Origin of the sequence: Cellulomonas sp. KH9, from assembly GCF_900114185.1 — a bacterium.
Classification (GTDB): Bacteria; Actinomycetota; Actinomycetes; order Actinomycetales; family Cellulomonadaceae; genus Cellulomonas.
Genome location: NZ_FOSE01000003.1, coordinates 55,653 through 77,400, shown reverse-complemented (window position 1 = coordinate 77,400; position 21,748 = coordinate 55,653). Strand labels below are relative to the sequence as shown.

Below are 21,748 nucleotides of genomic sequence, written 5' to 3'. Positions count from 1 at the left end.
CCCGGGACCGCCGACGAGGAGGTCGAGCATGAGCACGTACAAGGTCGCGTACCTCGTCGGGAGCCTGTCGTCGACGTCGGTCAACCGGACGCTCGGCAAGGCCCTGGTCCGGCTCGCCCCGGCCGACCTGGAGCTCACCGAGATCCCCATCGGCGACCTGCGGCTCTACTCCCCCGACTTCGACGACGACTACCCGCCCGAGGCGCGCGCCCTGAAGGACGCGCTCGCCGCGTCGGACGCGGTCCTGTTCATCACCCCGGAGTACAACCGGTCGATCCCGGGCGCGCTGAAGAACGCGATCGACTGGGCGTCGCGGCCGCACGGTCAGAACTCGTTCGACCACATGCCCGCCGCCGTCATCGGCGCGTCGCCCGGCATGATCGGCACCGCGCTGGCGCAGCAGAGCCTGCGGGGCGTCCTCAGCTACTGCAACGCCCGCCAGATGACGTCGCCCGAGGCGTACATCCAGTTCGTGCCCGACGCCTACACGGACTCCGGCGAGGTGACGGACGAGGACACCGCGGAGTTCCTGCGGCAGTTCATGCAGGAGTTCCGTGACCACGTCGAGCGGGTGCTGGCGGTGCTCCCGCGGGACTGAGGCGCACCGACGACGCCGGTCACGCCGGCACCGCTCGTCACGCCGGGGGCTCCGGCGCGGTGAGCCCCGCCAGGAGCAGGCGCACCATCGCGCGGGCGTCGTAGGTCGGGTCCGCACCGCCCGACGCGCACAGGTTGCCGATGCCGCGCAGCAGACCCGCGGCGGGCACGTCGCCGCGCACCTCGCCGGCCGCCCGCGCGGCCTCGAGCAGCGCGTCGCACGCGGGGACGAGCCGCTCGAGGAAGAACGCGTGCAGGGTCTCGAACCCCGCACGGTCGTCGCGCAGCGCTGCGGCCAGCCCGTGCTTCGTGACGAGGAAGTCGACGAAGAGGTCGGCCCAGGCGAGCAGCGCCGCGTACGGCGTCGGCCGCTCCTGCAGCAGCGCGGGGGCGGCCTGCGCGCACGCCTCGACCTGGTGGCGGTAGACGGCGACGACGAGGTCGGCGCGGGTCGGGAAGTGGCGGTAGATCGTGCCCATGCCGACACCTGCGGCCGCGGCGATCGCGCGGACCGGTGCGTCGACGCCCGAGGCCACGAAGACCGCCGCGGCGGCGTCGAGCAGGGCCTGCTCGTTGCGGCGGGCGTCGACGCGCCGGCGGCGGGGGGCGCTCGGCGGCTCGGTCGTGCCGGGGCGGGGCGAGGTCACGCGGGCGTCTCCCTTGCGCAATCGGAGCGTTGTTCCGTATGTTGGCGGAGCGGCGCTCCGCTTCGCCAGCCTCGCACCCCGCCCGCCACGGCACCAGCCCGCGGCGGGGACAGCGCCCCGCCGCAGTGCACTGCACCGCCACCCCCGTCACGAGGAGAGCCCCATGCGCTACCGCCCGCTCGGACGCACCGGCGTCCAGGTCAGCACCCTGGCGCTCGGCGCCATGAACTTCGGCGCCGTCGGCCGCACCACGCAGGCCGAGGTCGACGCCATCGTCCGGACGGCTCTCGACGCGGGCGTCAACGTCATCGACACCGCCGACCACTACAGCCGCGGGCAGTCCGAGGAGATGGTCGGGCGCGCGATCGCCGGTCGCCGTGACGACGTCGTCCTGGCCACCAAGGCCGTGCTCCCGATGACGGACCAGCCCAACCACCGCGGCGCCTCGCGCCGCTGGCTCACCCGTGCGCTCGACGACAGCCTGCGGCGGCTCGGCGTGGACCACGTCGACCTCTACCAGGTGCACCGGTGGGACCCCGAGACGTCGGACGACGAGACGCTCTCGGCCCTGACCGACCTGCAGCGCGCCGGCAAGATCCGGTACTTCGGGTCCTCGACGTTCCCCGCCTACCGCATCGTCCAGGCGCAGTGGGCCGCCCGCGAGCACGCGCTCTCGCGGTACGTCACCGAGCAGCCCAGCTACTCCCTGCTGCAGCGCGGTGTCGAGACGCACGTCCTTCCCGTCGCCCAGGAGTACGGGCTCGGCGTCCTCGTGTGGAGCCCGCTCGCATCCGGGTGGCTGTCCGGCGCCGTCCGGGCCGGCCGGCCGATCACCACGAACCGCACCAGCTTCCTGCCCGAGCGGTTCGACCTCGAGCTGCCGGTCAACCGCACGCGCCTCGACGCCGTCGAGCGGTTCGCGGCCGTCGCGGACGAGGCGGGTCTCACGCTGGTCCAGCTCGCCCTCGGGTTCGTCACCGCGCACCCCGGCGTCACGAGCGCGCTGATCGGGCCGCGCACCCTGGAGCACCTGCACGACCAGCTCGCCGCGGCCGAGACCGTCGTGACCGATGACGTCCTGGACGCCGTCGACGCGATCGTCCCGCCCGGCGTGGACCTCGCGCCGGGCGAGAAGATGGACGACCCGCCGTCGCTGCTGGACGCCCGGCTGCGGCGCCGGTAGCGGCACCGACCCTCACTCGGGCGTGCGGAACCCGTTCACCTTGTGCGTGCCGTCGCACCACGGCGGAGTCGCGGTCCCGCCGCAGCGGCACAGCGCGACGGTGCGGCGGGTCGGCACGACCGTCCGACCGTCGGCGTCGACGACCTCGATCGGGCCGCGGACCAGCAGCGGGCCGTCCGGGCAGGGGGTGATCCGCACCGGTCGGCGGGACTCGTCGGCGCTCACGCCGCCGCCCGGGCCTCGGCGACGGCCTCGCGCCGCAGCCGGCGGGCGGACTGCGCCGCCGTGCGGATCCGGGTGCCCCCGTAGGGGACGCCGCCGGTGAACCGGTAGCCGAGCGCGACCCACGCCAGGACGGCCCGCTCCGCGAGCCACGCCGGGGCCCAGGCGGCCGACGTCGCCGGGTAGTGGTGCGTCCCGCGGTCACGCCGGCGCCCGGCCTCGGCGACGCCCGCCATGAGGACCGCGGCGGCCGCGGCGGCACGCGCCGGACCGTACCGACGCCCGGCCGCGGCCAGCAGCGGCAGCAGCGCGAGCTCGGCCACCAGCCGCGCGGGCTGGGCATGGCTGTCGTACGCCTGGCGCAGCCGCTGGTCGACGAACCGTCCCGGCGTGGGCGGGACCCGCCGGACCACGAGGTCGCGCGCGACGCGGGTGCGACCACCGCGCGCCTGGACGGTGCGCACCAGCTCGAGGGTCTCGAACAGCACGTGGTCCGCGTAGCCGTGCGGCGGCAGCGCGTCGCGCCGCACCACCAGCGTGCCGGGCCAGTCCCCGCCGACCGCCCGGTTCACCAGCGCCCGCCCGGTGTCCCACCGCGCGTGCCACGGCAGCGGGTCGAACGCGTTCTGCGGACGGACCAGGTCCACGTCGTCGAGCATCCGCAGCGCGCGCGCCAGGTCGGCGGGCTCCCAGCGGACGTCGTCGTCCGCGACGACGACGAGCGGCGCGTCGGAGACCTCCAGCCCGCGTCGCACCCCCTGGACCTTGCCGTTGCGGCCCGGCACCGGGTCCGGCGCCTCGACGTGGACGACGTCCCGCGGCAGCGCGTGGGCGTTGCGCTCGCGCACGTGCGGCGGCGAGCCGTCGACGACCACGACCCGCACCTCCCGCACCAGGCCCACCAGGTACGACAGCGCCTCGACGTCCAGGGGCGTCTCGTGGCGCAGCGGCAGCACGTACACCGCGTCACGGTGGCGCACGGTCATCGCAGCGGCTCCCGCAACGACGTCTCACCGGCCTCCCAGCGGTCCAGCACGTGCTGCGCCCACCACCCGTCGAGCGCGAGGCACGCGGCGGCGCCCCACATCACGTCGCCCGCGAGCGCCGGGTCCTGCTCGACCAGCCGGCCCGCGAGGTCCCGGCCGGCGATCTGCTCGTGCACCGCGTCGGCCTCGACGTGCTCGTCGAAGTACTCGGTGACGTCCTGCCCCAGGCCCAGGCGGCGCATGCCGTTGCCGTACAGGCGGTTGGGGATCGACGACGTCATCTCGAACGCCGCCAGGTGCCCGACGATCGCGCCGCGCAGCCGGCGGTGCAGGCCGAACATCGACATCGCGTTGGGGTGCGCGAGCGTGACGGCCGGGACGTGGTCGACGTAGCGCCCGTAGGTGTCGTCGAGGCCCAGGCCGCGCATCGCGGTGGCGAACAGCGCCGCGTGCTGCCGCTCGGGGTCCCCAGCGCCGTACTCGTCGGACTGGATCTCCATCATCGCGACCTTGGGCGCACCGCCCAGGCGCGGCACCGACCACGTGTGGGGGTCCGCCTCCTTGAGCTGGTAGACGGAGCGGTGGACCAGCAGCTCCTCGAGCTGGGAGCGGTCCGCGCGGCGCGCGATCCAGCGGGACATGCTCGGCCCGCCGTCGGCGGACGTCAGGGCGAACAGGGCGGCGGCGACCTGCTGCGCGGACGAGCCCTCCGGCAGGTCCGGGACGGCCACGCGCTCGCGCAGCTCCGCCTCGACCGCCTGCTCCAGGGCAGCGCGGGCGCCCAGCACGTCGGGCTGCCACTCCCAGTCGTCGTCGACGCCGGTCAGACCCCGGTAGTGCAGCTCGTACATGCACGTCAGCGCGAGCTGCACGTCGTCGTGCTCGAGCCAGGAGCCGGACGGCGACGCGAGGACGTCCGCGACGGACGCGTGCAGGGACCCGGGGTCGGCGGACCACGTGAGGACGCGGAGCAGCGTGTCGCTCAGCGGGCCGCGGGGGGTGGGGATCGGCATCGGGGACTGCGCCCCGGTCGTGACGGGCGCCGGGGACGGCAGCTGGGTGGTCATCGAGCTCCTCCTGCAGGTAGGCGCCCTGCTCGGCGCCCGCTCATCGTGACCCGACCCCCCGGACCCCGCCACCGGGGGGCACGTGCCACTGGTCACGCCCACCCGGTCGCGTGCGCCGCGCACCCGCCCGCGCGCCGGGCCCCGGGGCGTCGCGCCCGGTGCCCGCGGCGGCGCGCGTCAGGACGGGTCCCCGCCCTCCCCGTCCGGGGCGTTGCCCTCGTGCTCGTCGGGGATCGGGTCGGGGTCGACGCCGAGCGACGGCAGGTCGGGCTGCTTCTCGTCGAAGCTGTCCGGCAGGCCCTCGCTCATGCGTCGTCCCGCGGGTTGAGGTTGGCCGGCTCCGCGTCGGTGTCGGCGTCCTGGTCGGCGCCGCCCTGCGCGGCGGCCCCGGTGCGGGGGTTGAGGTTGGCGGGGTCGGCGTCGGGGTCCTGGTCCGGGTCGTAGCCCGTGGTCTCTTCGCTCATGCGACCCACGTTCGCACCGGCGCGCGCGGCGCGCACCCGGACGAGCGCACGGCGGTGCGCCGGCACGCGCGGCGGGTCGTCGCCGGGATCCGACGACGACCCGCCACGCACCGGCCGTGCCGACCGGGGCGTGTGCGTCAGATCGCGGCGCCCGCGGCGTAGCCCGCGTGGATCGCGTCGCCGACCTTCGACGGCTGCACGCAGTCCCCCACGACGTGGGTGGCCGGGCGGTCCGCGAGCGCGTCGGGCAGCGCACGGTCGGGGCGGACACCGAAGGCCAGCAGCGCGGTGTCGGCGGCCAGCTCGACGACGCCGTCCGGACCCTCGCACACGACCGTGCCGTCGCCGATCGCGGTGACGCGGTGGCCGGTGAGCACCCGTGCCCCGACCTCGGCCAGCCGGCGCAGCAGCGCGACGCGGTTGTGCACCACCATGTCGGCGGCGATCTGCGGGGCGGCCTCGACGATCGTCACGTCGTGCCCGTCGAGCGCGAGCTCGAGCGCGGCGTCCGCACCGGACAGGCCGCCGCCGCAGACGACGACGCGCGGTCCGACGTGCGCGCCGCGGTGGAAGTCGAGCACGTGCACCGCGGACAGGCCGTCGGCACCGGGGACGGGCGGCGCCCAGGGCGTGGAGCCGGTGGCGACCACGACCGCGTCGGCGTCGGTGAGCTCGGGGGCGTCGGCGGTCACCTCGTGACCGAGGTGGACGGTCACACCCAGGCGCGCCATCTCGCCCTCCCACCAGTCGACCATGCGGTGCAGCTCGCGCTTGAACTCCGGGGTGGCGGCAGGCTCGAGGACGCCACCGAGCCGCGGCCCGCGCTCGTAGAGGTCGACCTTGTGGCCGCGCTCGGCCGCGACCCGCGCCGCCTCCAGCCCGCCGGGTCCGCCCCCGACGACCGTGACCGCGCGGACCACCGGGGTCGGCAGCAGCACCCGCGTCGCCTCCTGCGCGGCCTCGGGGTTGACCGAGCAGCCCAGCGCCTTGCCGGCGACGACGTTGCCGATGCACAGCTCGTTGCAGCGGATGCACGGGCGCACCTGCGCGGCGCGTCCCTCGGCGACCTTGCGGACCAGGTCGGGGTCGGCGATGACCATGCGGCCGAACCCGACGAAGTCCGCCGTGCCGGCGGCGAGGGTCTGCTCCGCCAGGTCGGGCGTGAGGTTGCCGTTGACCGCGACGGGGATGCGCAGCACGGGCTTCACGACCTCGGCGTCCGGCAGGTAGACGCCGTCGCCCATGTAGTACGACGGGAACGAGTAGTCGATCGCCTCGTAGGAGCCGGCGTCGACGAGCAGCACGTCGAGCCCGGCGTCCTGCAGGATCACCGCGAGCTCGCGCGCCTCCTCGGGGGTGCGCCCGCCGGGGAAGCCCTGGCGCACGGAGATCCGCATGGACAGCGGGAAGTCGGCACCGCCCTCCTCGCGCACGATCCGGATCATCTCGGTGGCGAAGGTCGCCCGGCCCCGGACGTCCCCGCCGAACCGGTCGGTGCGCGTGTTCCACACGGACGACAGGAACTGGTCGGTCAGGTACCCGGTGTGCCCGTGCAGGTCGATGGCGTCGAAGCCGCATGCCAGGGCGCGGCGGGTCGCGGCGCGGAACCGGTCGAGGATGTCCTCGACCTGCTCGGTGCTCAGCGCGCGGCAGCGGACGCCCGGGTCCATGAGTGTGGGGCAGTCGGACGCCGAGAACGGAGGCAGGCCGCCGGGGCCGCCCGGCATGATGCGCCCGAGGCCCGGGGTGAGGTTGGCGCTGATGAGCCCGCCGGCGCGGTGGACCTCGGCGACGGCGTCGCGCAGCGGGGCGACGTGCCGGTCGTGGGTGAGGCTGATGGTCGACCCGGTGGGCAGGTCGTAGACGTCCTGCGTCTGGATGGACTCGGTGATGAGCAGGCCGACGCCGCCGCGGGCGCGGGCGACGAGGTACGCGACACCCGCGGCGGAGATCGTGCCGTCGGCGTTCGCCGTGTGGGTGCCCATGGGCGGCATGAAGGTGCGGTTGGGCAGCTCGAGGGAGCCCCACCGGGCGGGCTCCAGCATGCGGGGGTGGCGAGTCACAGGGCTCCGATCAGGGAAGGGATTGAAACGGACGACCGCGTCCGTTTCTGCTCCGAGTATTCCGGCGGCCCGCCCGCGGCGTCGGGATCAACGTCCTAAACTCACCGGGTGACCTCCGCGCGACGGGACGCCGCGCGCAACCGCGCCGCCGTGATCGCCGCCGCCGAACGCGTCTTCGCCGCCCAGGGCCTGACCGCACCCCTCAGCGAGGTCGCCCGCGAGGCGGGCGTCGGCCGCGCCACCGTCTACCGCCACTTCCCCGACCGGTACGCGCTCGCGGCCGGGCTCTACGGCCGGCACCTCGACGACGCCGAGCACCTGGCCGCCACGCGCGCCGGGCGGCCCGGCACGTTCGACGCCGTCGTGCGACGCATCGCCGAGGGCCAGCGCCGGCTCACCGGGCTGTTCCCGCTCATGCGCTCCGCCCCCGACGCCGCCGGCCACCTGCAGGCGCTCGGCGAGCGCATCGGCAGCATCGTCGCCGGCCCCCTCGCCGACGCCGTCGCCCTGGGCGAGGTCGCACCCGACGTCACCGTCACCGACGTGCACCTCGTCCTCACCATGGTCGAGGGCCTGCTGACCTCGCACGACGACGACGTGCGGGACGCGGCGCTCGACCGCGGGCTGACGATCGCGCTGGCGGGCCTGCGGCCCTGAGGCGGCCGGCGCGCGCAGGTCGGGCCGACCCGCTCACGCCGTGCGGTGGCTCAGCGCTCGCCGACCGGGCCGGCAGGGGCAGGCGTGCCGGTGTCGGCGTCGGTGTCGTCGGTGTCGTCGGTGTCGTCGGTGTCGTCGGTGTCGTCGTGCGGCAGCGTGAGGGTGGTCCGCGCACCGTCCGCCCAGGTGACGGCCACCCCGCCGACGCCCTCGCGCGCGACGCGCGGCGCCGGGTGGGCCGCGTCGCCGGCCGGCCGTCCCACCAGGCCCACCGCGACGACGAACCACCCCGGGACGACGTCGTCCGGCAGGCGGTGCGCCGGCGCGGAGACGACGGGCACGGCGGCGTGCCGCCCCAGCGGGGAGGCGTCCTCGCGGCGGACGACCGAGGTCGTCACCGGGGTCCCGGCGGGCGGGCCGGGGACCGCGAGCAGGGACGTCGCCGTCCCGGCGGTGACCTCGACACCGTCGTCGGACCGGGTTGCGACGGGTGCGTCGTCGGCCGCGAGCGGCCACCCGCCCACCTGCAGCTCGACCGCCTCGGGGACCGCACGGGCGACCCGCACGAGCCGCACCTCCCACGCACCGCGCACGAGCGAGACCACCGTGACGGTCCCCGCGTCGCGCGCCGTCCCGGCAGCGCCGTAGCCGTGCCCGGCCGACGCGCTGCCCGGTGAGGGTGCGAGCCAGTGCGCGGCCGCCCGCGACGCGCCGGCCAGGGCGGCGCTCCCGGCGGGGACGTCGGTCCCCGTGGCGTCCACCGTGCGCGGTGCACGCAGCGCGAGCGTCGTGAAGCCCGCGCGGTGCGTCCGCGCGCCGGCGGCGTCGGCGAGCACGACCGACTGGTCGACCGGGTCCGACCACGACGCGGGGTCGAGCAGCGGCGCGGTGGCGGTCGAGTACCCGAGCCGCGCGTACAGCGGCGAGTCGCCCACCCGGTCGCCGGGCCGGGCGTGGTCGACCCCGTGGTTGACCACGCGCACCACACCGTCGGTGTGCGTCCCGCTGACCAGCCACCCCGCGGGTCGCACCGCGCGCAGGTCGTCCGCGGCGGCGCCGGGCAGGGGTGCGTCGTCCGCGGTCCAGACGGGATGGTCGGCGGGCAGGGCGAGGCCGAGCAGGCCCTTGCTCGCCCAGTACGGGGAGCCCGGGCCGGAGTAGGTCTGCGCCAGCGCGGGCCACGGTCCGTGCCATCCGAGCGTGAGCAGGCCGCGCCCGTCGGGCACGCCGTGCGCCGTGAAGTGGTCGACGACCGCGGACGCGCAGCGCCGGAGCGTGCCCGGTGCGACCGTGGGGACCTGCGCGACCGCGCCGACCCAGAAGGGCGCCGCGGCCGCGAACCGGTAGACCAGGCTGCGGCCCTGCACCAGCGGCGAGCCGTCACCGCCGACCAGGTGCACCGCGTCCTGCAGGTACCGGTCGAGCAGGGCGGTGTCCGCCGCACGCCGGTCCGCCGCGAGGTCCCGCGCACCCGCCATCCGCCCCCACAGGGTCGGGTACAGGTGCAGCGCCCAGCCGACGTAGTGGTCGAACGCGCGCGCGTCCCCGTCGGCCAGCCAGCCGTCACCGCGGACGAACCCGTCGTGCGTCGCCAGGTCCTCCCGCATCTCCTCGAGCGAGTGCGGGCCGCCCACCGAGCGCAGGAACGTCTGCACGACCAGCCGGAACCACACCCAGTTGATGCGCGGGTACGTGTCGTCGCCGACCGCCGGGGCCAGGTAGTCGACGACCTGCTCCTGCACGCGCGGGGCCAGGCGGTCCCACAGCCACGGGCGCGTCAGGTCCAGGACGAGCGCGATCGACGCGGCCTCGACCTTGGCCTGGCCGTGCTCGTCCAGGCGCACCCACCGGTGGGGGTGGTGCGGGTCCGTCCCCGCCGCGATCCCGTCGGCGTACCACTGCGCCAGGCCGAGCGGGTCGGCGCCGCGCTCGCCCGCCAGCCGGAACCCGGCCGCCAGGAACGTCCGCGCGAAGCCCTCGAGCCCGTCGACGTCGTGCCCGTAGCCTCCCGGGCCACCGGGCAGCGTGATCCGCGCACGGTCGGGCGACGCGTACGGGCGCGCGGCCAGCAGCAGACCGTCCGCGAGCGCGGCCCACCGCGCCCGGTCCCAGCCGGCACCGGCGCTCACCTGCCCACCTCCGCGTCGTCGCGCCGGACCGCCGCGGTCGGGCTGGTCGACAGGTCGAACCGGTCCGGTGGCGTGAGGGCCGACAACGACCGGCGCAGCGTGGTGACGACCGTCGAGACCACGAGCGCGACGGCGTCCGTGCCGCCGCCGTCCTCGTAGCGGCGCAGGGCGGCGACGAGCGTCCCGGTGGCCCGGTCCGCGGACCGGCGGCGCCCCGGGTCGGTGTCGACGGTCGCGGCCTCCTCCGTCGTCGCCGCGAGCTCCCGCAGCGCCTGGGCGGTGGGGGTGCGCAGCTCCGCCGGCAGACGGACGACGCTCAGCCCCCAGGGCTCGTCCTCGGCCATGGCCTGCAGGTCGTCGACCAGCTGGACGGCGCGCTGCAGGGCTCCGAAGTCGTCGACGCGGCGCGTGACGTCGTCCGCGTGCCGGCGCGCCCGCGGGTTCGCGCGCGCCGCCTGGCGCAGCTCGTCGACCTCCGTGCGGGCCCGGGCGAGCGGCTCGCTCAGGCTCTCGCGCGCCGGCAGCTCGACGTCGTCGTCACCGGCCGGGTCGATGGCCGCCGCGAGCGTGCGCAGGTGCTCGACGCTGGCCGCGCGCAGGGCGTCCAGGGCGCGGTCGGTGCGGTCCAGCGGCAGCACGGGACGGACCATGCCGACGCCCACGGTGCACGCGGCGCCCAGCAGGAACAGCCCGGCGTACGCGGCCGCGTAGCCGAGGGTCTCCCCGTGCCCGACCAGCAGCACGAACATGCCCGCGATCGGCACGTACGAGCGGGCGTCGCCCAGCCAGGGCAGCGCGGCCAGCAGCATGCCCAGGCCGACGACGAGCGCGATCGCCGCGACGCCGGGGCCGAGCAGCGCGTCGGCCAGGACGCCGAGCACCGCGCCGAGCAGGATCGCCGCGACGGTCCGGACGGTCTCGGCGACGGACCGGACGATCGCCGAGTACGTCGTCGCCACGGCGCCGAACGGTGCGTAGAAGGCGTAGTCCTCGGCGCCGGGGACCTGCCGGGCGAGCACCCAGGCCGCCGTCGCCGCCACCGCCGCCTTGACGGCGAGGTCGAGGCGCGGGTGGCGCAGCAGGGGGCGCATGTCCGGGGGGAGAGGGCGCATCCCTCCAGTCCAACCCGCGGCGCGGGCGACGGCAACGCGGGCGACGGCGGCGCCGGGGCCCCTCGCGCCGGGGCCGGGTGCGCTCGTCCGACGGGTCCGGGCGGTGGGCGTCTCCACTGTCGAAGCGTTTCACCTCTGGACCCCGTCGCGCGCGTGCGTAGCCTCGGTCCCACGTTGTGAACGTTCACGGCAGTGGCCGGGTCAGTGCCGGCGCCCGGGTCGACGACGCCCGGGGCACCGCCGTGTCGCCCGTCGGACACCGCCGTCCGCCGGGTCGGTCCGGCCCGCCCGCGGGCCACGTCCGCCGAGGAGACCTCCGTGTCCCGCACACGTCCCCGCACCCCGCACGCCCACCCTCCCACCGGGTCCGCCGCCACCGGGTCCCGCCCACCCCGGTCCCGCTCGCGGGTCTCCCGCGTGCTCGCGATCGCGCTGGCCCTGCTGGCGGGTCCCGCTCTCGGGCTCGCCGCACCCGGCCCGGCCGCCGCCGCACCGGCCCCCACGGTGGAGGAGCCCGCTCCCCTCCCCCCGCTGGGCTGGAACAGCTGGAACACCTTCTACTGCAACATCAACGAGCAGATGATCCGCCAGGCGGCGGACGCGATGGTCAGCTCCGGCATGGCCGCGGCCGGCTACCAGTACGTCGTCGTCGACGACTGCTGGATGCAGGACACCCGCGGCCCGGACGGCAACCTGCGGCCGAACACGTCGCGGTTCCCGTCCGGCATGAAGGCGCTCGGGGACTACATCCACTCCAAGGGCCTGAAGTTCGGGCTCTACCACGCGCCCCGCGAGAAGACCTGCGACCAGTACTTCGGCAACCGCCCCGGCACGTCGTCCAACGGGTACGAGACGCGGGACGCGCAGCTGTTCGCGTCGTGGGGCGTCGACTACGTCAAGCACGACTGGTGCGACCCGCGCGGCACCGTGCAGGAGCAGGTGACGCTGTTCAAGCGGTTCGGCGACGCGCTCAAGGCCACGGGCCGCCCGATCGTCTACTCGATCAACCCCAACAGCGCGCACGACAACACCGCCCCGACGTACTCCGGCTGGGGCGCGTTCGCGGACATGTGGCGCACGTCGGAGGACCTCAAGGACGCCTGGTCGACCGGCTGCCCGCCGTCGGACCAGTGGTGCTTCGTCGGCATCACCGAGGCGCTCGACATCATCGAGCCGATGCGGGAGTGGACGAGGCCGGGGCAGTACAACGACCCCGACATGCTCATGGTCGGCGTGCGCAACACCCTGACGCCCACCGAGAACCGCGCGCACATGAGCATGTGGGCGATGCTCTCGGCGCCGCTGATCGCCGGGAACGACATCCGGAACATGAGCGCCGACGTGCGGAGCGTCCTCACCAACCGCGACGTGCTGGCGATCGACCAGGACCCGCTGGTGCGCCAGGCGGACCGGGTGCGGGACGACGGCGACGCCGAGGTCTGGGCCAAGCCCCTGGCCGACGGGTCAGCCGCGGTCGCGCTGCTCAACCGCGGCAACAGCGCCCGCACCATCTCCGCGACCCTCGGCGAGGCCGGTCTGCCCGCGGGCACCGCGTCGTACCGCGAGCTGTGGACCGGCGCGTCGGGCCAGACGTCCGACCGGATCACCGCGACCGTCCCCGCGCACGGCGTCGCGCTGTACCGCGTCACGCCCGGCACGACGACCCCGCCGCCGACCGACCCGCCGCCGACCAGCTCGACGTCGATGCTGGTCAGCGCCGCGTCCGGGCGCTGCCTCGACGCCCCGAACGGTACGACGACCAACGGCACGAAGCCGGTGATCTGGGACTGCCACGGCGGCGCCAACCAGCGCTGGGAGGTCAGCGGCGCCCGGCTGCGCGTGCTGGGCCGCTGCCTGGACGCCCCGCCCGGGGCCGCCGCCGGCACGGCCGTGCAGCTCTACGACTGCCACGGCGGCACCAACCAGCAGTGGACGCTGGAGTCCAACGGCACCATCCGGGGCGTCGCGTCGGGCCTGTGCCTGGACGTCGACCGCAACCTCACCGCCAACGGCACCGGGGTCCTGCTCTGGTACTGCTCCGGCGCCGCCAACCAGGTCTGGAGCCGGCGATGAGGCGCCGGTGGCGGGTCGCCGCGCTGGCGGCGGCGACCCTGCTCGCACCCGTCGCCCTCGCCGTCCCGGCGCAGGCCGACAACCCGATCGTCCAGACGATCTACACCGCCGACCCGGCCCCGCTCGTGCACGACGGCCGGCTCTACGTCTACACGACCCACGACGAGGACGGCTCGACCTGGTTCACCATGAAGGACTGGCGGGTCTACTCGACCACCGACATGGCGAACTGGACCGACCACGGCTCCCCCATGAGCCTGGCGACGTTCTCGTGGGCGCAGTCCGACGCCTGGGCCGGGCAGGTGGTCGAACGGGACGGGAAGTTCTTCTTCTACGTGCCGGTCGTCAAGCGCGGCGGCGGCAACGCCATCGGCGTGGGGGTGTCCGACAGCCCGACCGGGCCGTTCCGCGACGCGATCGGCCGACCCCTGGTCGACAACGCCGAGATCGACCCGAGCGTGATGATCGACGACGACGGGCAGGCGTACCTCTACTACGGCAACCCGAACCTCTGGTACGTGAGGCTCAACCGGGACATGGTGTCGTTGGCGGGCAGCCCCAGCCGGATCCCGCTGACGACGGCGGGCTTCGGCGCCCGCCCGGGCAACGTCGCGAACCGACCCACCCTCTACGAGGAGGGCCCGTGGGTCTACGAGCGCAACGGCACGTACTACAACGTCTTCGCGGCAGCGTGCTGCGGCGAGTTCATCGGCTACTCCACCGCGCCGAGCCCGACCGGTCCGTGGACGTACCGCGGCGTGGTCATGCCCACGCAGGGCGGCAGCTTCACCAACCATCCCGGGGTGGTCGACTACCGGGGCAGGTCGTACTTCTTCTACCACAACGGCGCCCTGCCGGGCGGTGGCGGGTTCACGCGCTCGGTCGCCGTCGAGCAGTTCTCCTACGGCGGGGACGGGTCCATCCCGCAGCTGAGCATGACGGCCGCGGGGCCGCCGCAGATCGAGTCGCTCGACCCGTACGTCACGCAGCAGGCCGAGACCATGGCGTGGGCCAGCGGCCTGGAGACGGAACGGGCCACCGAGGGCGGTCTGAACGTCGGGTGGATCGAGAACGGGGACTGGCTGCGGGTCGAGGGCGTCGCGTTCGGCACGGGCGCGGCCACGTTCACCGCGCGGGTCGCGTCAGCCGCGAGCGGAGGTCGGATCGAGGTGCGCCTGGACAGCGCGTCCGGCCCGGTGGTCGGCACGTGCACGGTGCCCGGCACCGGCGGCTGGCAGACGTGGACGACCGTCAGCTGCCCGGTCAGCGGCGCGACCGGCACCCGGGACCTGGTCCTGCGGTTCACCGGGGGCAGCGGCAGCCTGTTCAACGTCACCAGCTGGCAGTTCACGCGCGGTGGGGGCGGCGACCCGACGCCCACCCCGACACCCACCCCACCGTCCGGTGACGTGCGGATCGTCAACCGCGCCAGCGGCAAGGTCATGGACGTCCAGGCCCCCAACCGCGACGACCTCGCGGTGGTCGGCCAGTGGACGAGCAACGGCCAGCCGTGGCAGCGGTGGCAGGTGGTCGACGCGGGCGGCGGCTACTCGACCGTGCGCAGCGTCCACAGCGGCAAGTGCCTGGACGTCAGCGGTGCGTCGACCGCGGACGGCGCGCGCCTCATCCAGTACACCTGCCACGGCGGCACCAACCAGCAGTTCACCTGGCGCTCCACCGGCGACGGCCACGAGCAGCTGGTGAACCGCAGCAGCGGCAAGTGCGTCGGTGTGGTCGGCGGCTCGACCGCCGACGGCGCCGCGCTCGAGCAGCGCACGTGCACGTCCGCAGGCACGTTCCAGTGGAGCCGCGCGGCCTGACACCACCACAGCGCGACATCGGCGGCTCCGGGACGACCCGGGGCCGCCGACGCGTGCTGGGGCGATGCGGGTGCGCGATCCGCCTCTCCCCTCACTCCTCCTCGAGTGCCCGGGCCGGCTGGTCCGACATGGGCTCGAGCAGGGAGGAGATGACGGTCCGTCGCTGCCGACCCGCGGCTCACACCTGGTGGTGCGCAGCCCACTCCCGGCGGCGGGCCTTGCCCGCGTCGTCGCGCACGGGCTCGTCGACGACCTGGACGCGCACCGGCCGGCGGGCGGCGTCGAGGTGCCGGGCGGCGAAGGCCAGCACCTCGGCGGCGTCGACGTCGGACCCGGCGCCGTCGACGACGGCGACGACCTGCTGCCCGTACTCCTCGTCGGGGACGCCGAAGGCGAGGGCGGAACGCACCGCGGGGTGCTGCTCGAGGACGCGCTCCACCTCGACCGGGTGGACCTTGTGCCCGCCGCGCACGATGACGTCGTCGTCCCGGTCGGTGATCCACAGGTAGCCGTCGGCGTCGACGTGCCCGACGTCGCCGAGGGTGTCCCAGCCGTCGGGGGTGCGTCGGCTGGTCGCTCCGAGGTAGCGGTAGGCGGGCTGCTCGCCGCGCCGCAGCCAGACCAGACCGTCCTCGCCGGGCGCGGCGGGTGTGCCGTCCGGCCGCAGCACCCGGACCTGCGTCCCGGCAACGGGCCGCCCGACGCTCCCCGGCCGGGTCAGCCACTCGTCGCCGCGGATCATCGTCAGCCCGTTGGACTCCGAGCCGGCGTACACCTCGACGACCCGCTGCGGCCCGACCCAGTCGAGGAAGCGCCGCTTGAGGTCCGGGGCGCAGGGGGCACCCAGGTGCAGCACCGTCTGCAGGGACGTGAGACGCACGGGGTCGCGCTGCGCGGCCGGCACCCGCAGCAGGCGGTGCATGGTGGTGGGGACGACCATCGCCCACGTCACCGTGTGCTGCTCGACCGCGTCGAGCCACGCGTGCTCCTCGAACCGGGGCAGCAGCACCAGCCGGTGCCCGGTGAGCAGCCCGCGGAACGCGTAGGTGAACGTGGCCGAGTGCATGAGGGGGCCGCTGACCAGCTGGGTCGCGCGCAGCGGCAGGAAGGGTGCGACCGGGCGGTCGGGGTCGAGCAGCGCGGGTCCGGCGGCGAGGACCACCTTGGGCCGCCCGGTGCTCCCGGACGACGTCGGGGCCTTCCACGACCGCGCCCACCGGTCGGGCAGCGGGCCGTCGTCGGACGCCTCCGGCTCGTGGTCGACGGGCAGGGAGGGCACGTCCGGCACGCTGAACCCGACGGTGAGCGCGGGCCGCGCGGTCGCGACGACGGCGGCACGCTCGTCGGCGGTCAGCCCGAGCGTGACCGGCTGCGGGGTCGCCCCGGCCTTCCACACCCCCGCGCACGCGACGAGCGCGCCGAGCCCGGTGGGCAGCTGGAGGGTCACCAGGTCGTCCCGCCGCACACCGCGGGCGCGCAGGTCACGTGCGTAGCGGTTGGCGGCGGACTCCAGGCCGGCGGCCGTCAGACGCGCATCCCCCGCCACGGCCACGACCCGCCCGGGATCAGCCTGCGCGAGCCGCGTGAGGATCCGTGAGAGGGACAGCCGCGCCACCGTCGCCCCCTTCCCGCAGGACGTGCCGGTAGAACCGCTCGTGCGCGGCGGCGGCGGTGTCCCAGGAGTGCGCGAGGGCGAGGGCACGCCCGGCCTCGGCGCCGTCACCGCTGCCGACCCGGGCCCCACCACCGAGTGCCGCCCGTACCGCCTCGACGATCCCCGGTACGTCCCTGCCGTACCGCACGCACCCGCCGAACACCTCGCGCGTCACCGGCAGGTCCCGCGCGACGACGGGCACCCCGGCCGCGAGCCCCTCCATCGCCGCGAGCCCGAACCCCTCCTTGGTCGACACCATCGCGAGCGCCGACGCGGCGGCGACCAGCGGCGGCACGTCGTCGTCCGCGAGCGTGCCGAGCACGACCGGCTCGACCCCGAGCTCCCGCGCCCGCGTCTCGAACCGCGCGCGGTAGTCGCGGTAGTCGAACAGCGTCTCGCCACCGCCGATGACCAGGGCGAGGTCCGGGCGCTCGGCGCGCAGCACCGCGAACGCCTCCAGCAGGTCGATCGAGCCCTTGCGCGGCTCGATGCCACCGAGGGCGAGCACGTACGGCCCGAGCCGCAGCCGCCAGGCCGCGCGCGCTGCGGCACCCGCCGGGGACGCGGCGGCGGCGAACCGTGCGGCGTCGACGCCGTTGGGGATGACGGTCGGCACGACGCCGTAGCCGTCGGCCACCTCCTGCGCGACGGCCCGCGAGACGCACAGCCGCGCGACGGGGGCGGTGACCGCGAGGTCGTGGCACTCGACGAGCCGGGGGGTCGTGAACTCGTCGAGGTGGTGGACGGTCCGCACGCACGCACCACCCGCGGCGACGACCGCGTTGGCCGAGATGCAGTCCTGCGCGTGGACGATCCCCGCGGTGCCCGCGTCGCGCAGCGAGCGCGCCATCACACGGATGGACCGCTCGATGCGCTCGCCCACCGACTCGTCGTCGCGGGCCTCGAACGGCACGACCCGCACGCGCACGGCGGGGTCCACGGGCCGGAAGAAGGCGCCGTCGCCGCCGCGTCCCAGCGTCCAGACCGTCACGTCGTGGCCGCGCCGTGCCAGCGCCTCGGACAGTGCCAGGGTGTGCACGACCCCGCCGCGCGGGCGGGTCGAGTAGGTGATCTGGGCGATGCGCACGTCAGTGCCCCCCGGTGTCCCGGGCGCCGGTCCACGCGCCGAGCCCGTAGGCCCCGACGGCGCGGTCGCGCAGGTGGTGCATGGTCCGGCGGGCGCGGGCCACGTCGGACGCGACGTCGGCGGTGGCGACGGCCAGCCCGCCCTTCGCCCACGTCTTGGCGACGATCTCCCCCGCCGGGTCGACGACCTTCGCCTGCCCGAGGAACCGCAGGCCGCCGAGCACGCCGGTCTGGTTGGACGACACGAGGTACACCTGGTTCTCCGCGGCCCGCGCGCAGTCGTACAGGTCGAACAGGTGCGCCTGCCGGTCGTTGCGGATCCGGTCCGAGCGGTCGGTGACGCTCGCCGGCCACGCGCTGAGGCAGGCCAGCAGCGTGGCGCCGTCGAGCGCGAGGGTCCGCGCGGACTCGGGGAACGTCTTGTCGAAGTCGATGAGCATGCCGACGCGGCCGACGGGGGTGTCGAACGCCGCGAACCCGTCGCCGGCCCGGTACACCTCGTCCTCCCCGAGGGGCAGGTGCACCTTGCGGTGCACGCCGAGGACGCCGTCGCCGTGCACCGCGACGGCCGTGTTGTGGCGGACGGGCCGCCCGTCGTGGACGGCGTGCTCCGCGATCCCGACGCACACGACCATGTCACCGGCCAGTGCCACGACGGCGGCGACCTCCGGCCCGTCGAGGTGGACGGCGGGTGGCAGCTCGCTGCCGCCCGGGTGGTACAGCTCGTGCAGGTACCCACCGATCGTCGCGTCGGGGAGCACCAGCAGGTCGACGCCCCGCGAGCGCGCCTGCTCCACGATCCCCGGCAGCTTGGCCAGGGTGCGGTCGACGTCTCGCCCGAAGTGCGCCGCGACGGCACCCATCGTCACCGCCGTCACGTCGTCACCTCGGCCACGCGCACCGGACCCCTGTCACTCCCCCATGCCTCCCTCACACCCCGGCCGGCGCCCCGACGAGCTCGGGCTCCGGACCTGCCCACGTGCCGTCCGCCCGCCGCGCGAGCAGCGCACCCGCGAGGTGCTCGGCGTCCGCCGCGACCCCGTGGAACCGTCCCGATCCCCACGTGTGCAGCCACGGCAGCCCGAGGAACGCCAGGTCCGCGACGGGGCTCAGGCCCCGCACGTGCCGCGGGTGGCCGTGCGCGTCGAGCACCTGCTCCCCGAGCGTCCCGAGCCACGACCAGTCCGCCCGGAACCCGACGGACCACACGACGGACGCCACCCGGTCGAGCGGCAGCCGCTCCGGCTCGGTGTCCGGGCGCCACACCGGCACGTACCGGTCCTCGTGCGGTGCGTCGATGCCGTGGGCGGCGACGTACCGGTCGATGTCGTCCTTGATGGACTCGGCCACGGAGTCGGCGTGGTCGAGGTCGGCCGTGAGCGTCGGCGCGAAGGTCACCGCCGGTGCGCCGGCCAGGTCCACGCCCGTGGCCCGCCCGTACAGGTGCATGCCGCGGCGGGCGAAGTCCCGCAGGTCGATGTCGCGTCCGCCGCCGCGGCCGGTGACGTAGTGGTTGGTCGACTCGCGCTTGGCGAGCCCGCGCGTGGCCACGGGCAGGTCGTACACGCCCATCTCGGCCAGCCACGTCATGCAGTCCTTGCCGCGGTACCGGCGGGCCACGCGGGGTGCGCGCCCGGCGGCCAGGTGGACCTCGCGCCCGGCGAGCAGGAGGTCCTCCGCGATCTGGGTGCCGGACTGCCCGGTGCCGACGACGAGCACGGGCCCGTCCGGGAGCCCGTCGGGGTGCCGGTAGCGGTGCGAGTGGATCTGCACGACGTGCTCCGGCAGGTCGGCGGCCCACGGCGGCACGACGGGCGTGTGGTACCCGCCGACGGCGGCGACGACCGCGTCGGCGGTGAGCGTCCCCGCCGTCGTCGTCACCCGGAACCCGCCGCCGTCGCGTGGCACCAGGCCTGTCACGGCGACGCCCTCGGCCACCGGGGCGTCGAACGTGTCGGCATACCGGCGGACCCAGGCGTGCACCTCGTCGCGGCCCATGAACCCGTCGGGGTCCGGGCCGTCGTAGGCGTACCCGGGCAGCCGGCAGTGCCAGTTGGGCGTCACCAGGGTGAACGCGTCCCAGCGCCCGTCGCGCCACTCGTGCGCCACCGTGTCCCGCTCGAGCACGACGTGGTCGACCCCCGCCGCGACCAGGTGGTACGACAGCGCGAGGCCCGCCTGCCCGCCGCCGACGACGACGACCTCGTGGTGCGCACCGTCGGTGACGACCGCGCGGATCACGCGGCACCTCCGGGCAGCGGCGGTGCCATGCGCAGCACCTCGACGGGCGCGTCGGCCGGGTACCGGGCGGCGAGGCCACGGATCGCCGCCTCCTGCTCCGCGGCACCGGTGCACCCGATGCCGTACCGGGCGCGCACCCGCTCGCTCGCCTCGCCCAGCGCCCGCGACGTGCGCTCGACGAACTCGGTGACCGGGTAGCTCACCCCGACCTCGAGGTGGTCCCACATCACCAGGCTCGGGGAGTAGCACGCGGTGTCGGTGCCGTCGGGCCACCGCACGTCGAACGTCATCTCAGGCATGGGCGAGCTCCCGCCACCCCTGCGCGTGCGTGTCCGCGGTGACCGGCGCGTACGCGTCGGGGCGGCGGTCGCGCAGGTGGAACATGCCGCCGCGCATCGCCCGGAAGGTTCCCTCGACGTCGATGTCCGCCACGGCGAGGCCGCTGCCGAGCAGCGTCGTCGCCAGGACGTTGCCACCCGGGTCGACGACCTTGCTGTTGGCGACGTACCGCAGCGACCCGAACGTGCCGGACTGGTTGGACGCGATCCAGAACACCTGGTTGTCCAGCGCCCGCGCGCTGTCGAACAGGTTGAACCGGTACGTCCACCGGTCCTCCTGCAGGTTCTCGGCGGTCGCGGTGCGGGCCGCCGGCCAGGCCGACAGGGACGCGATGATCTCCGCACCGTCGAGCGCGAGCACCCGCGCGGCCTCGGGGAACGCCTTGTCGTAGCAGATCTGCAGGCCCACGCGGCCGACGGGGGTGTCGAACGCGCGGTAGACGTCGCCCGCGGCGTACGACATGTTCTCGCCCAGCGGCTGGTGCACCTTGCGGTACGAGCCGTAGACCTGGCCGCCGTCGAGGCAGACGGCGGCGTTGTACCGGGTGGTGCCGTCGTCGTCGAGCTCGCAGAAGCCGATGACGACGACCGTGTCACCGGCCAGCTCCTGCACCCGGCGGATCTCCGGGCCGTCGATCCGCACCGCGGGCGGCAGGGACCGGTTGCGCACGGTGTCGCCGTGGTTGCCGAGCGAGGACAGGTACCCGCCGATCGACGCCTCGGGGAAGACGACGAGCCGGGCACCCCGGGCGCGGGCGTCGTCGAGCATGTGCTCCACGACGGCGTAGTTCTGCTCGAGGTCACGCGTGAAGTTCGCCGACACGGCGGCGACGGTGGTGGTCACGGCCGTCCTCCTACAGGTTGTAGGTCGAGTTGATGATGGCGCCCTTGCGCGCGTAGTGGATGAGCGCGTCCTGGACGTCGAGCGGGTGCGCGGGGATCACGCCGGCGATGAGGTCCTCCTCGCGCATGCCGTGCAGGGCCATGCCGAACCGGCAGCAGAAGACCGTGCCGCCCTCGGCGATGAACGTCTCGAGGGAGCCGTTCATGTTGAGCTCGCCGGGGAACCCGGAGTCGCCCGTGGTGGGGAACCCGCGGTTGGCGGCGCAGCCCAGCGCACCCGGGCCGTAGAAGTAGATGGCCGACTCGAAGCCCTTCCGCAGCGCGCGCGTGGCCTGCAGGATCGCGACGAAGCTGACCGACGACTCGTGCGGGATGCCGTGGATGAGCGTGAAGTAGGACTCGCCGTTCTCGGCCTGGTAGTCGGGGAAGATCTTGGTCGAGCCGTACAGGTTCGTGCCCTTGGGCAGCGACGGGTGCGGGATCTCGGCCAGCGAGGCGTCGATGGCGGCCTGGATCTGCGGGTCGAACGGCATGGTGCTCCTCCGGGGGGTGGGGGCGTGCTGGTC

Annotated in this window: 21 protein-coding genes; 5 read left to right on the top strand and 16 right to left on the bottom strand. The window is 75.2% G+C overall.

Annotated features, from left to right (window positions below):
• The first annotated feature begins 28 nt into the window (after nucleotides 1-28).
• Entirely contained in the window at nucleotides 29-598 is a 570-nt protein-coding gene (locus BMZ16_RS10325; RefSeq protein ID WP_089800205.1) for an NADPH-dependent FMN reductase, read from the top strand.
• Nucleotides 599-635: 37 nt separating this feature from the next.
• Here the strand turns inward: BMZ16_RS10325 and BMZ16_RS10320 are convergent, their stop codons facing one another.
• Nucleotides 636-1,244, bottom strand: a complete 609-nt coding sequence (locus BMZ16_RS10320) for a TetR/AcrR family transcriptional regulator (RefSeq protein ID WP_089800203.1) — start codon at nucleotides 1,242-1,244, stop codon at nucleotides 636-638.
• A gap of 163 nt (nucleotides 1,245-1,407) precedes the next feature.
• Between BMZ16_RS10320 and BMZ16_RS10315 the strand changes: the two genes are divergently transcribed.
• Nucleotides 1,408-2,427: an aldo/keto reductase gene (locus BMZ16_RS10315; protein ID WP_089800201.1), complete on the top strand. Its 1,020-nt coding sequence runs from the start codon at nucleotides 1,408-1,410 to the stop codon at nucleotides 2,425-2,427.
• A gap of 12 nt (nucleotides 2,428-2,439) precedes the next feature.
• Here the strand turns inward: BMZ16_RS10315 and BMZ16_RS10310 are convergent, their stop codons facing one another.
• From BMZ16_RS10310 to BMZ16_RS10285, 6 genes are all read right to left on the bottom strand, one after another.
• Nucleotides 2,440-2,652 (bottom strand): CDGSH iron-sulfur domain-containing protein, encoded by a 213-nt coding sequence (locus BMZ16_RS10310; RefSeq protein ID WP_089800200.1) that lies wholly within the window; start codon nucleotides 2,650-2,652, stop codon nucleotides 2,440-2,442.
• On the bottom strand, nucleotides 2,649-3,635 hold the full coding sequence (locus BMZ16_RS10305) for a glycosyltransferase family 2 protein (protein ID WP_089800198.1): 987 nt from the start codon (nucleotides 3,633-3,635) through the stop codon (nucleotides 2,649-2,651). Before BMZ16_RS10305 ends, BMZ16_RS10310 begins: the two co-directional genes overlap by 4 nt.
• A complete protein-coding gene (locus tag BMZ16_RS10300) occupies nucleotides 3,632-4,702 on the bottom strand; it encodes an iron-containing redox enzyme family protein (RefSeq protein ID WP_089800197.1) in 1,071 nt (356 codons plus the stop codon). The genes BMZ16_RS10305 and BMZ16_RS10300 overlap by 4 nt, the downstream gene beginning before the upstream one ends.
• A gap of 177 nt (nucleotides 4,703-4,879) precedes the next feature.
• Entirely contained in the window at nucleotides 4,880-5,011 is a 132-nt protein-coding gene (locus BMZ16_RS10295) for a chromosome partitioning protein (protein ID WP_089800194.1), read from the bottom strand.
• Nucleotides 5,008-5,166: a hypothetical protein gene (locus BMZ16_RS19270; RefSeq protein WP_177199663.1), complete on the bottom strand. Its 159-nt coding sequence runs from the start codon at nucleotides 5,164-5,166 to the stop codon at nucleotides 5,008-5,010. The genes BMZ16_RS10295 and BMZ16_RS19270 overlap by 4 nt, the downstream gene beginning before the upstream one ends.
• 137 nt (nucleotides 5,167-5,303) lie before the next feature.
• Complete coding sequence (locus BMZ16_RS10285; RefSeq protein ID WP_089800190.1) at nucleotides 5,304-7,229, bottom strand: oxidoreductase; 1,926 nt, start codon at nucleotides 7,227-7,229, stop codon at nucleotides 5,304-5,306.
• Nucleotides 7,230-7,337: 108 nt separating this feature from the next.
• Here BMZ16_RS10285 and BMZ16_RS10280 point away from each other — a divergent pair, with 108 nt between their 5' ends.
• Nucleotides 7,338-7,886 carry a TetR/AcrR family transcriptional regulator gene (locus tag BMZ16_RS10280; RefSeq protein WP_089800188.1) on the top strand — a complete coding sequence of 183 codons (549 nt, stop codon included), beginning with the start codon at nucleotides 7,338-7,340 and terminating at the stop codon, nucleotides 7,884-7,886.
• Between the two features lie 50 nt (nucleotides 7,887-7,936).
• Here the strand turns inward: BMZ16_RS10280 and BMZ16_RS10275 are convergent, their stop codons facing one another.
• Both BMZ16_RS10275 and BMZ16_RS10270 read right to left on the bottom strand, forming a co-directional pair.
• Nucleotides 7,937-10,015, bottom strand: a complete 2,079-nt coding sequence (locus tag BMZ16_RS10275; protein ID WP_089800186.1) for a DUF2264 domain-containing protein — start codon at nucleotides 10,013-10,015, stop codon at nucleotides 7,937-7,939.
• Complete coding sequence (locus BMZ16_RS10270; RefSeq protein ID WP_143082793.1) at nucleotides 10,012-11,127, bottom strand: FUSC family protein; 1,116 nt, start codon at nucleotides 11,125-11,127, stop codon at nucleotides 10,012-10,014. The genes BMZ16_RS10275 and BMZ16_RS10270 overlap by 4 nt, the downstream gene beginning before the upstream one ends.
• A gap of 417 nt (nucleotides 11,128-11,544) precedes the next feature.
• On the opposite strand from BMZ16_RS10270, the gene BMZ16_RS10265 reads away from it, so the two are divergent.
• Nucleotides 11,545-13,200 carry a glycoside hydrolase family 27 protein gene (locus tag BMZ16_RS10265; RefSeq protein WP_089800995.1) on the top strand — a complete coding sequence of 552 codons (1,656 nt, stop codon included), beginning with the start codon at nucleotides 11,545-11,547 and terminating at the stop codon, nucleotides 13,198-13,200.
• A complete protein-coding gene (locus BMZ16_RS10260; protein ID WP_089800183.1) occupies nucleotides 13,197-15,020 on the top strand; it encodes a family 43 glycosylhydrolase in 1,824 nt (607 codons plus the stop codon). The genes BMZ16_RS10265 and BMZ16_RS10260 overlap by 4 nt, the downstream gene beginning before the upstream one ends.
• A gap of 178 nt (nucleotides 15,021-15,198) precedes the next feature.
• Here the strand turns inward: BMZ16_RS10260 and BMZ16_RS10255 are convergent, their stop codons facing one another.
• The 7 genes from BMZ16_RS10255 to BMZ16_RS10225 are packed head-to-tail and all read right to left on the bottom strand — an operon-like array spanning nucleotide 15,199 to nucleotide 21,715.
• Entirely contained in the window at nucleotides 15,199-16,635 is a 1,437-nt protein-coding gene (locus tag BMZ16_RS10255; RefSeq protein WP_177199662.1) for an AMP-binding protein, read from the bottom strand.
• Nucleotides 16,586-17,761, bottom strand: a complete 1,176-nt coding sequence (locus BMZ16_RS10250) for an MSMEG_0565 family glycosyltransferase (protein WP_089800179.1) — start codon at nucleotides 17,759-17,761, stop codon at nucleotides 16,586-16,588. The genes BMZ16_RS10255 and BMZ16_RS10250 overlap by 50 nt, the downstream gene beginning before the upstream one ends.
• Nucleotide 17,762: 1 nt before the next feature.
• A complete protein-coding gene (locus BMZ16_RS10245) occupies nucleotides 17,763-18,638 on the bottom strand; it encodes a carbon-nitrogen hydrolase family protein (protein WP_089800177.1) in 876 nt (291 codons plus the stop codon).
• A gap of 52 nt (nucleotides 18,639-18,690) precedes the next feature.
• On the bottom strand, nucleotides 18,691-20,001 hold the full coding sequence (locus BMZ16_RS10240) for an MSMEG_0569 family flavin-dependent oxidoreductase (RefSeq protein ID WP_218143349.1): 1,311 nt from the start codon (nucleotides 19,999-20,001) through the stop codon (nucleotides 18,691-18,693).
• The gene (locus BMZ16_RS10235) at nucleotides 19,998-20,300 is read right to left on the bottom strand and encodes an MSMEG_0570 family nitrogen starvation response protein (RefSeq protein WP_089800175.1); all 303 of its coding nucleotides are present in this window, start codon (nucleotides 20,298-20,300) and stop codon (nucleotides 19,998-20,000) included. The genes BMZ16_RS10240 and BMZ16_RS10235 overlap by 4 nt, the downstream gene beginning before the upstream one ends.
• Nucleotides 20,293-21,183, bottom strand: a complete 891-nt coding sequence (locus BMZ16_RS10230) for a carbon-nitrogen hydrolase family protein (RefSeq protein WP_089800173.1) — start codon at nucleotides 21,181-21,183, stop codon at nucleotides 20,293-20,295. Before BMZ16_RS10230 ends, BMZ16_RS10235 begins: the two co-directional genes overlap by 8 nt.
• Nucleotides 21,184-21,193: 10 nt before the next feature.
• Entirely contained in the window at nucleotides 21,194-21,715 is a 522-nt protein-coding gene (locus BMZ16_RS10225; protein ID WP_089800171.1) for an MSMEG_0572/Sll0783 family nitrogen starvation response protein, read from the bottom strand.
• Between the last annotated feature and the right edge of the window lie 33 nt (nucleotides 21,716-21,748).

Excerpts from the sequence above, each read along its gene's own strand:
- BMZ16_RS10325 (WP_089800205.1), top strand. The coding sequence starts at position 29 with ATGAGCACGTACAAGGTCGCGTACCTCGTCGGGAGCCTGTCGTCGACG.
- BMZ16_RS10315 (WP_089800201.1), top strand. The coding sequence starts at position 1,408 with ATGCGCTACCGCCCGCTCGGACGCACCGGCGTCCAGGTCAGCACCCTG.
- BMZ16_RS10305 (WP_089800198.1), bottom strand. The coding sequence starts at position 3,635 with ATGACCGTGCGCCACCGTGACGCGGTGTACGTGCTGCCGCTGCGCCAC.
- BMZ16_RS10300 (WP_089800197.1), bottom strand. The coding sequence starts at position 4,702 with ATGACCACCCAGCTGCCGTCCCCGGCGCCCGTCACGACCGGGGCGCAG.
- BMZ16_RS10295 (WP_089800194.1), bottom strand. The coding sequence starts at position 5,011 with ATGAGCGAGGGCCTGCCGGACAGCTTCGACGAGAAGCAGCCCGACCTG.
- BMZ16_RS19270 (WP_177199663.1), bottom strand. The coding sequence starts at position 5,166 with ATGAGCGAAGAGACCACGGGCTACGACCCGGACCAGGACCCCGACGCC.
- BMZ16_RS10270 (WP_143082793.1), bottom strand. The coding sequence starts at position 11,127 with ATGCGCCCTCTCCCCCCGGACATGCGCCCCCTGCTGCGCCACCCGCGC.
- BMZ16_RS10260 (WP_089800183.1), top strand. The coding sequence starts at position 13,197 with ATGAGGCGCCGGTGGCGGGTCGCCGCGCTGGCGGCGGCGACCCTGCTC.
- BMZ16_RS10235 (WP_089800175.1), bottom strand. The coding sequence starts at position 20,300 with ATGCCTGAGATGACGTTCGACGTGCGGTGGCCCGACGGCACCGACACC.
- BMZ16_RS10225 (WP_089800171.1), bottom strand. The coding sequence starts at position 21,715 with ATGCCGTTCGACCCGCAGATCCAGGCCGCCATCGACGCCTCGCTGGCC.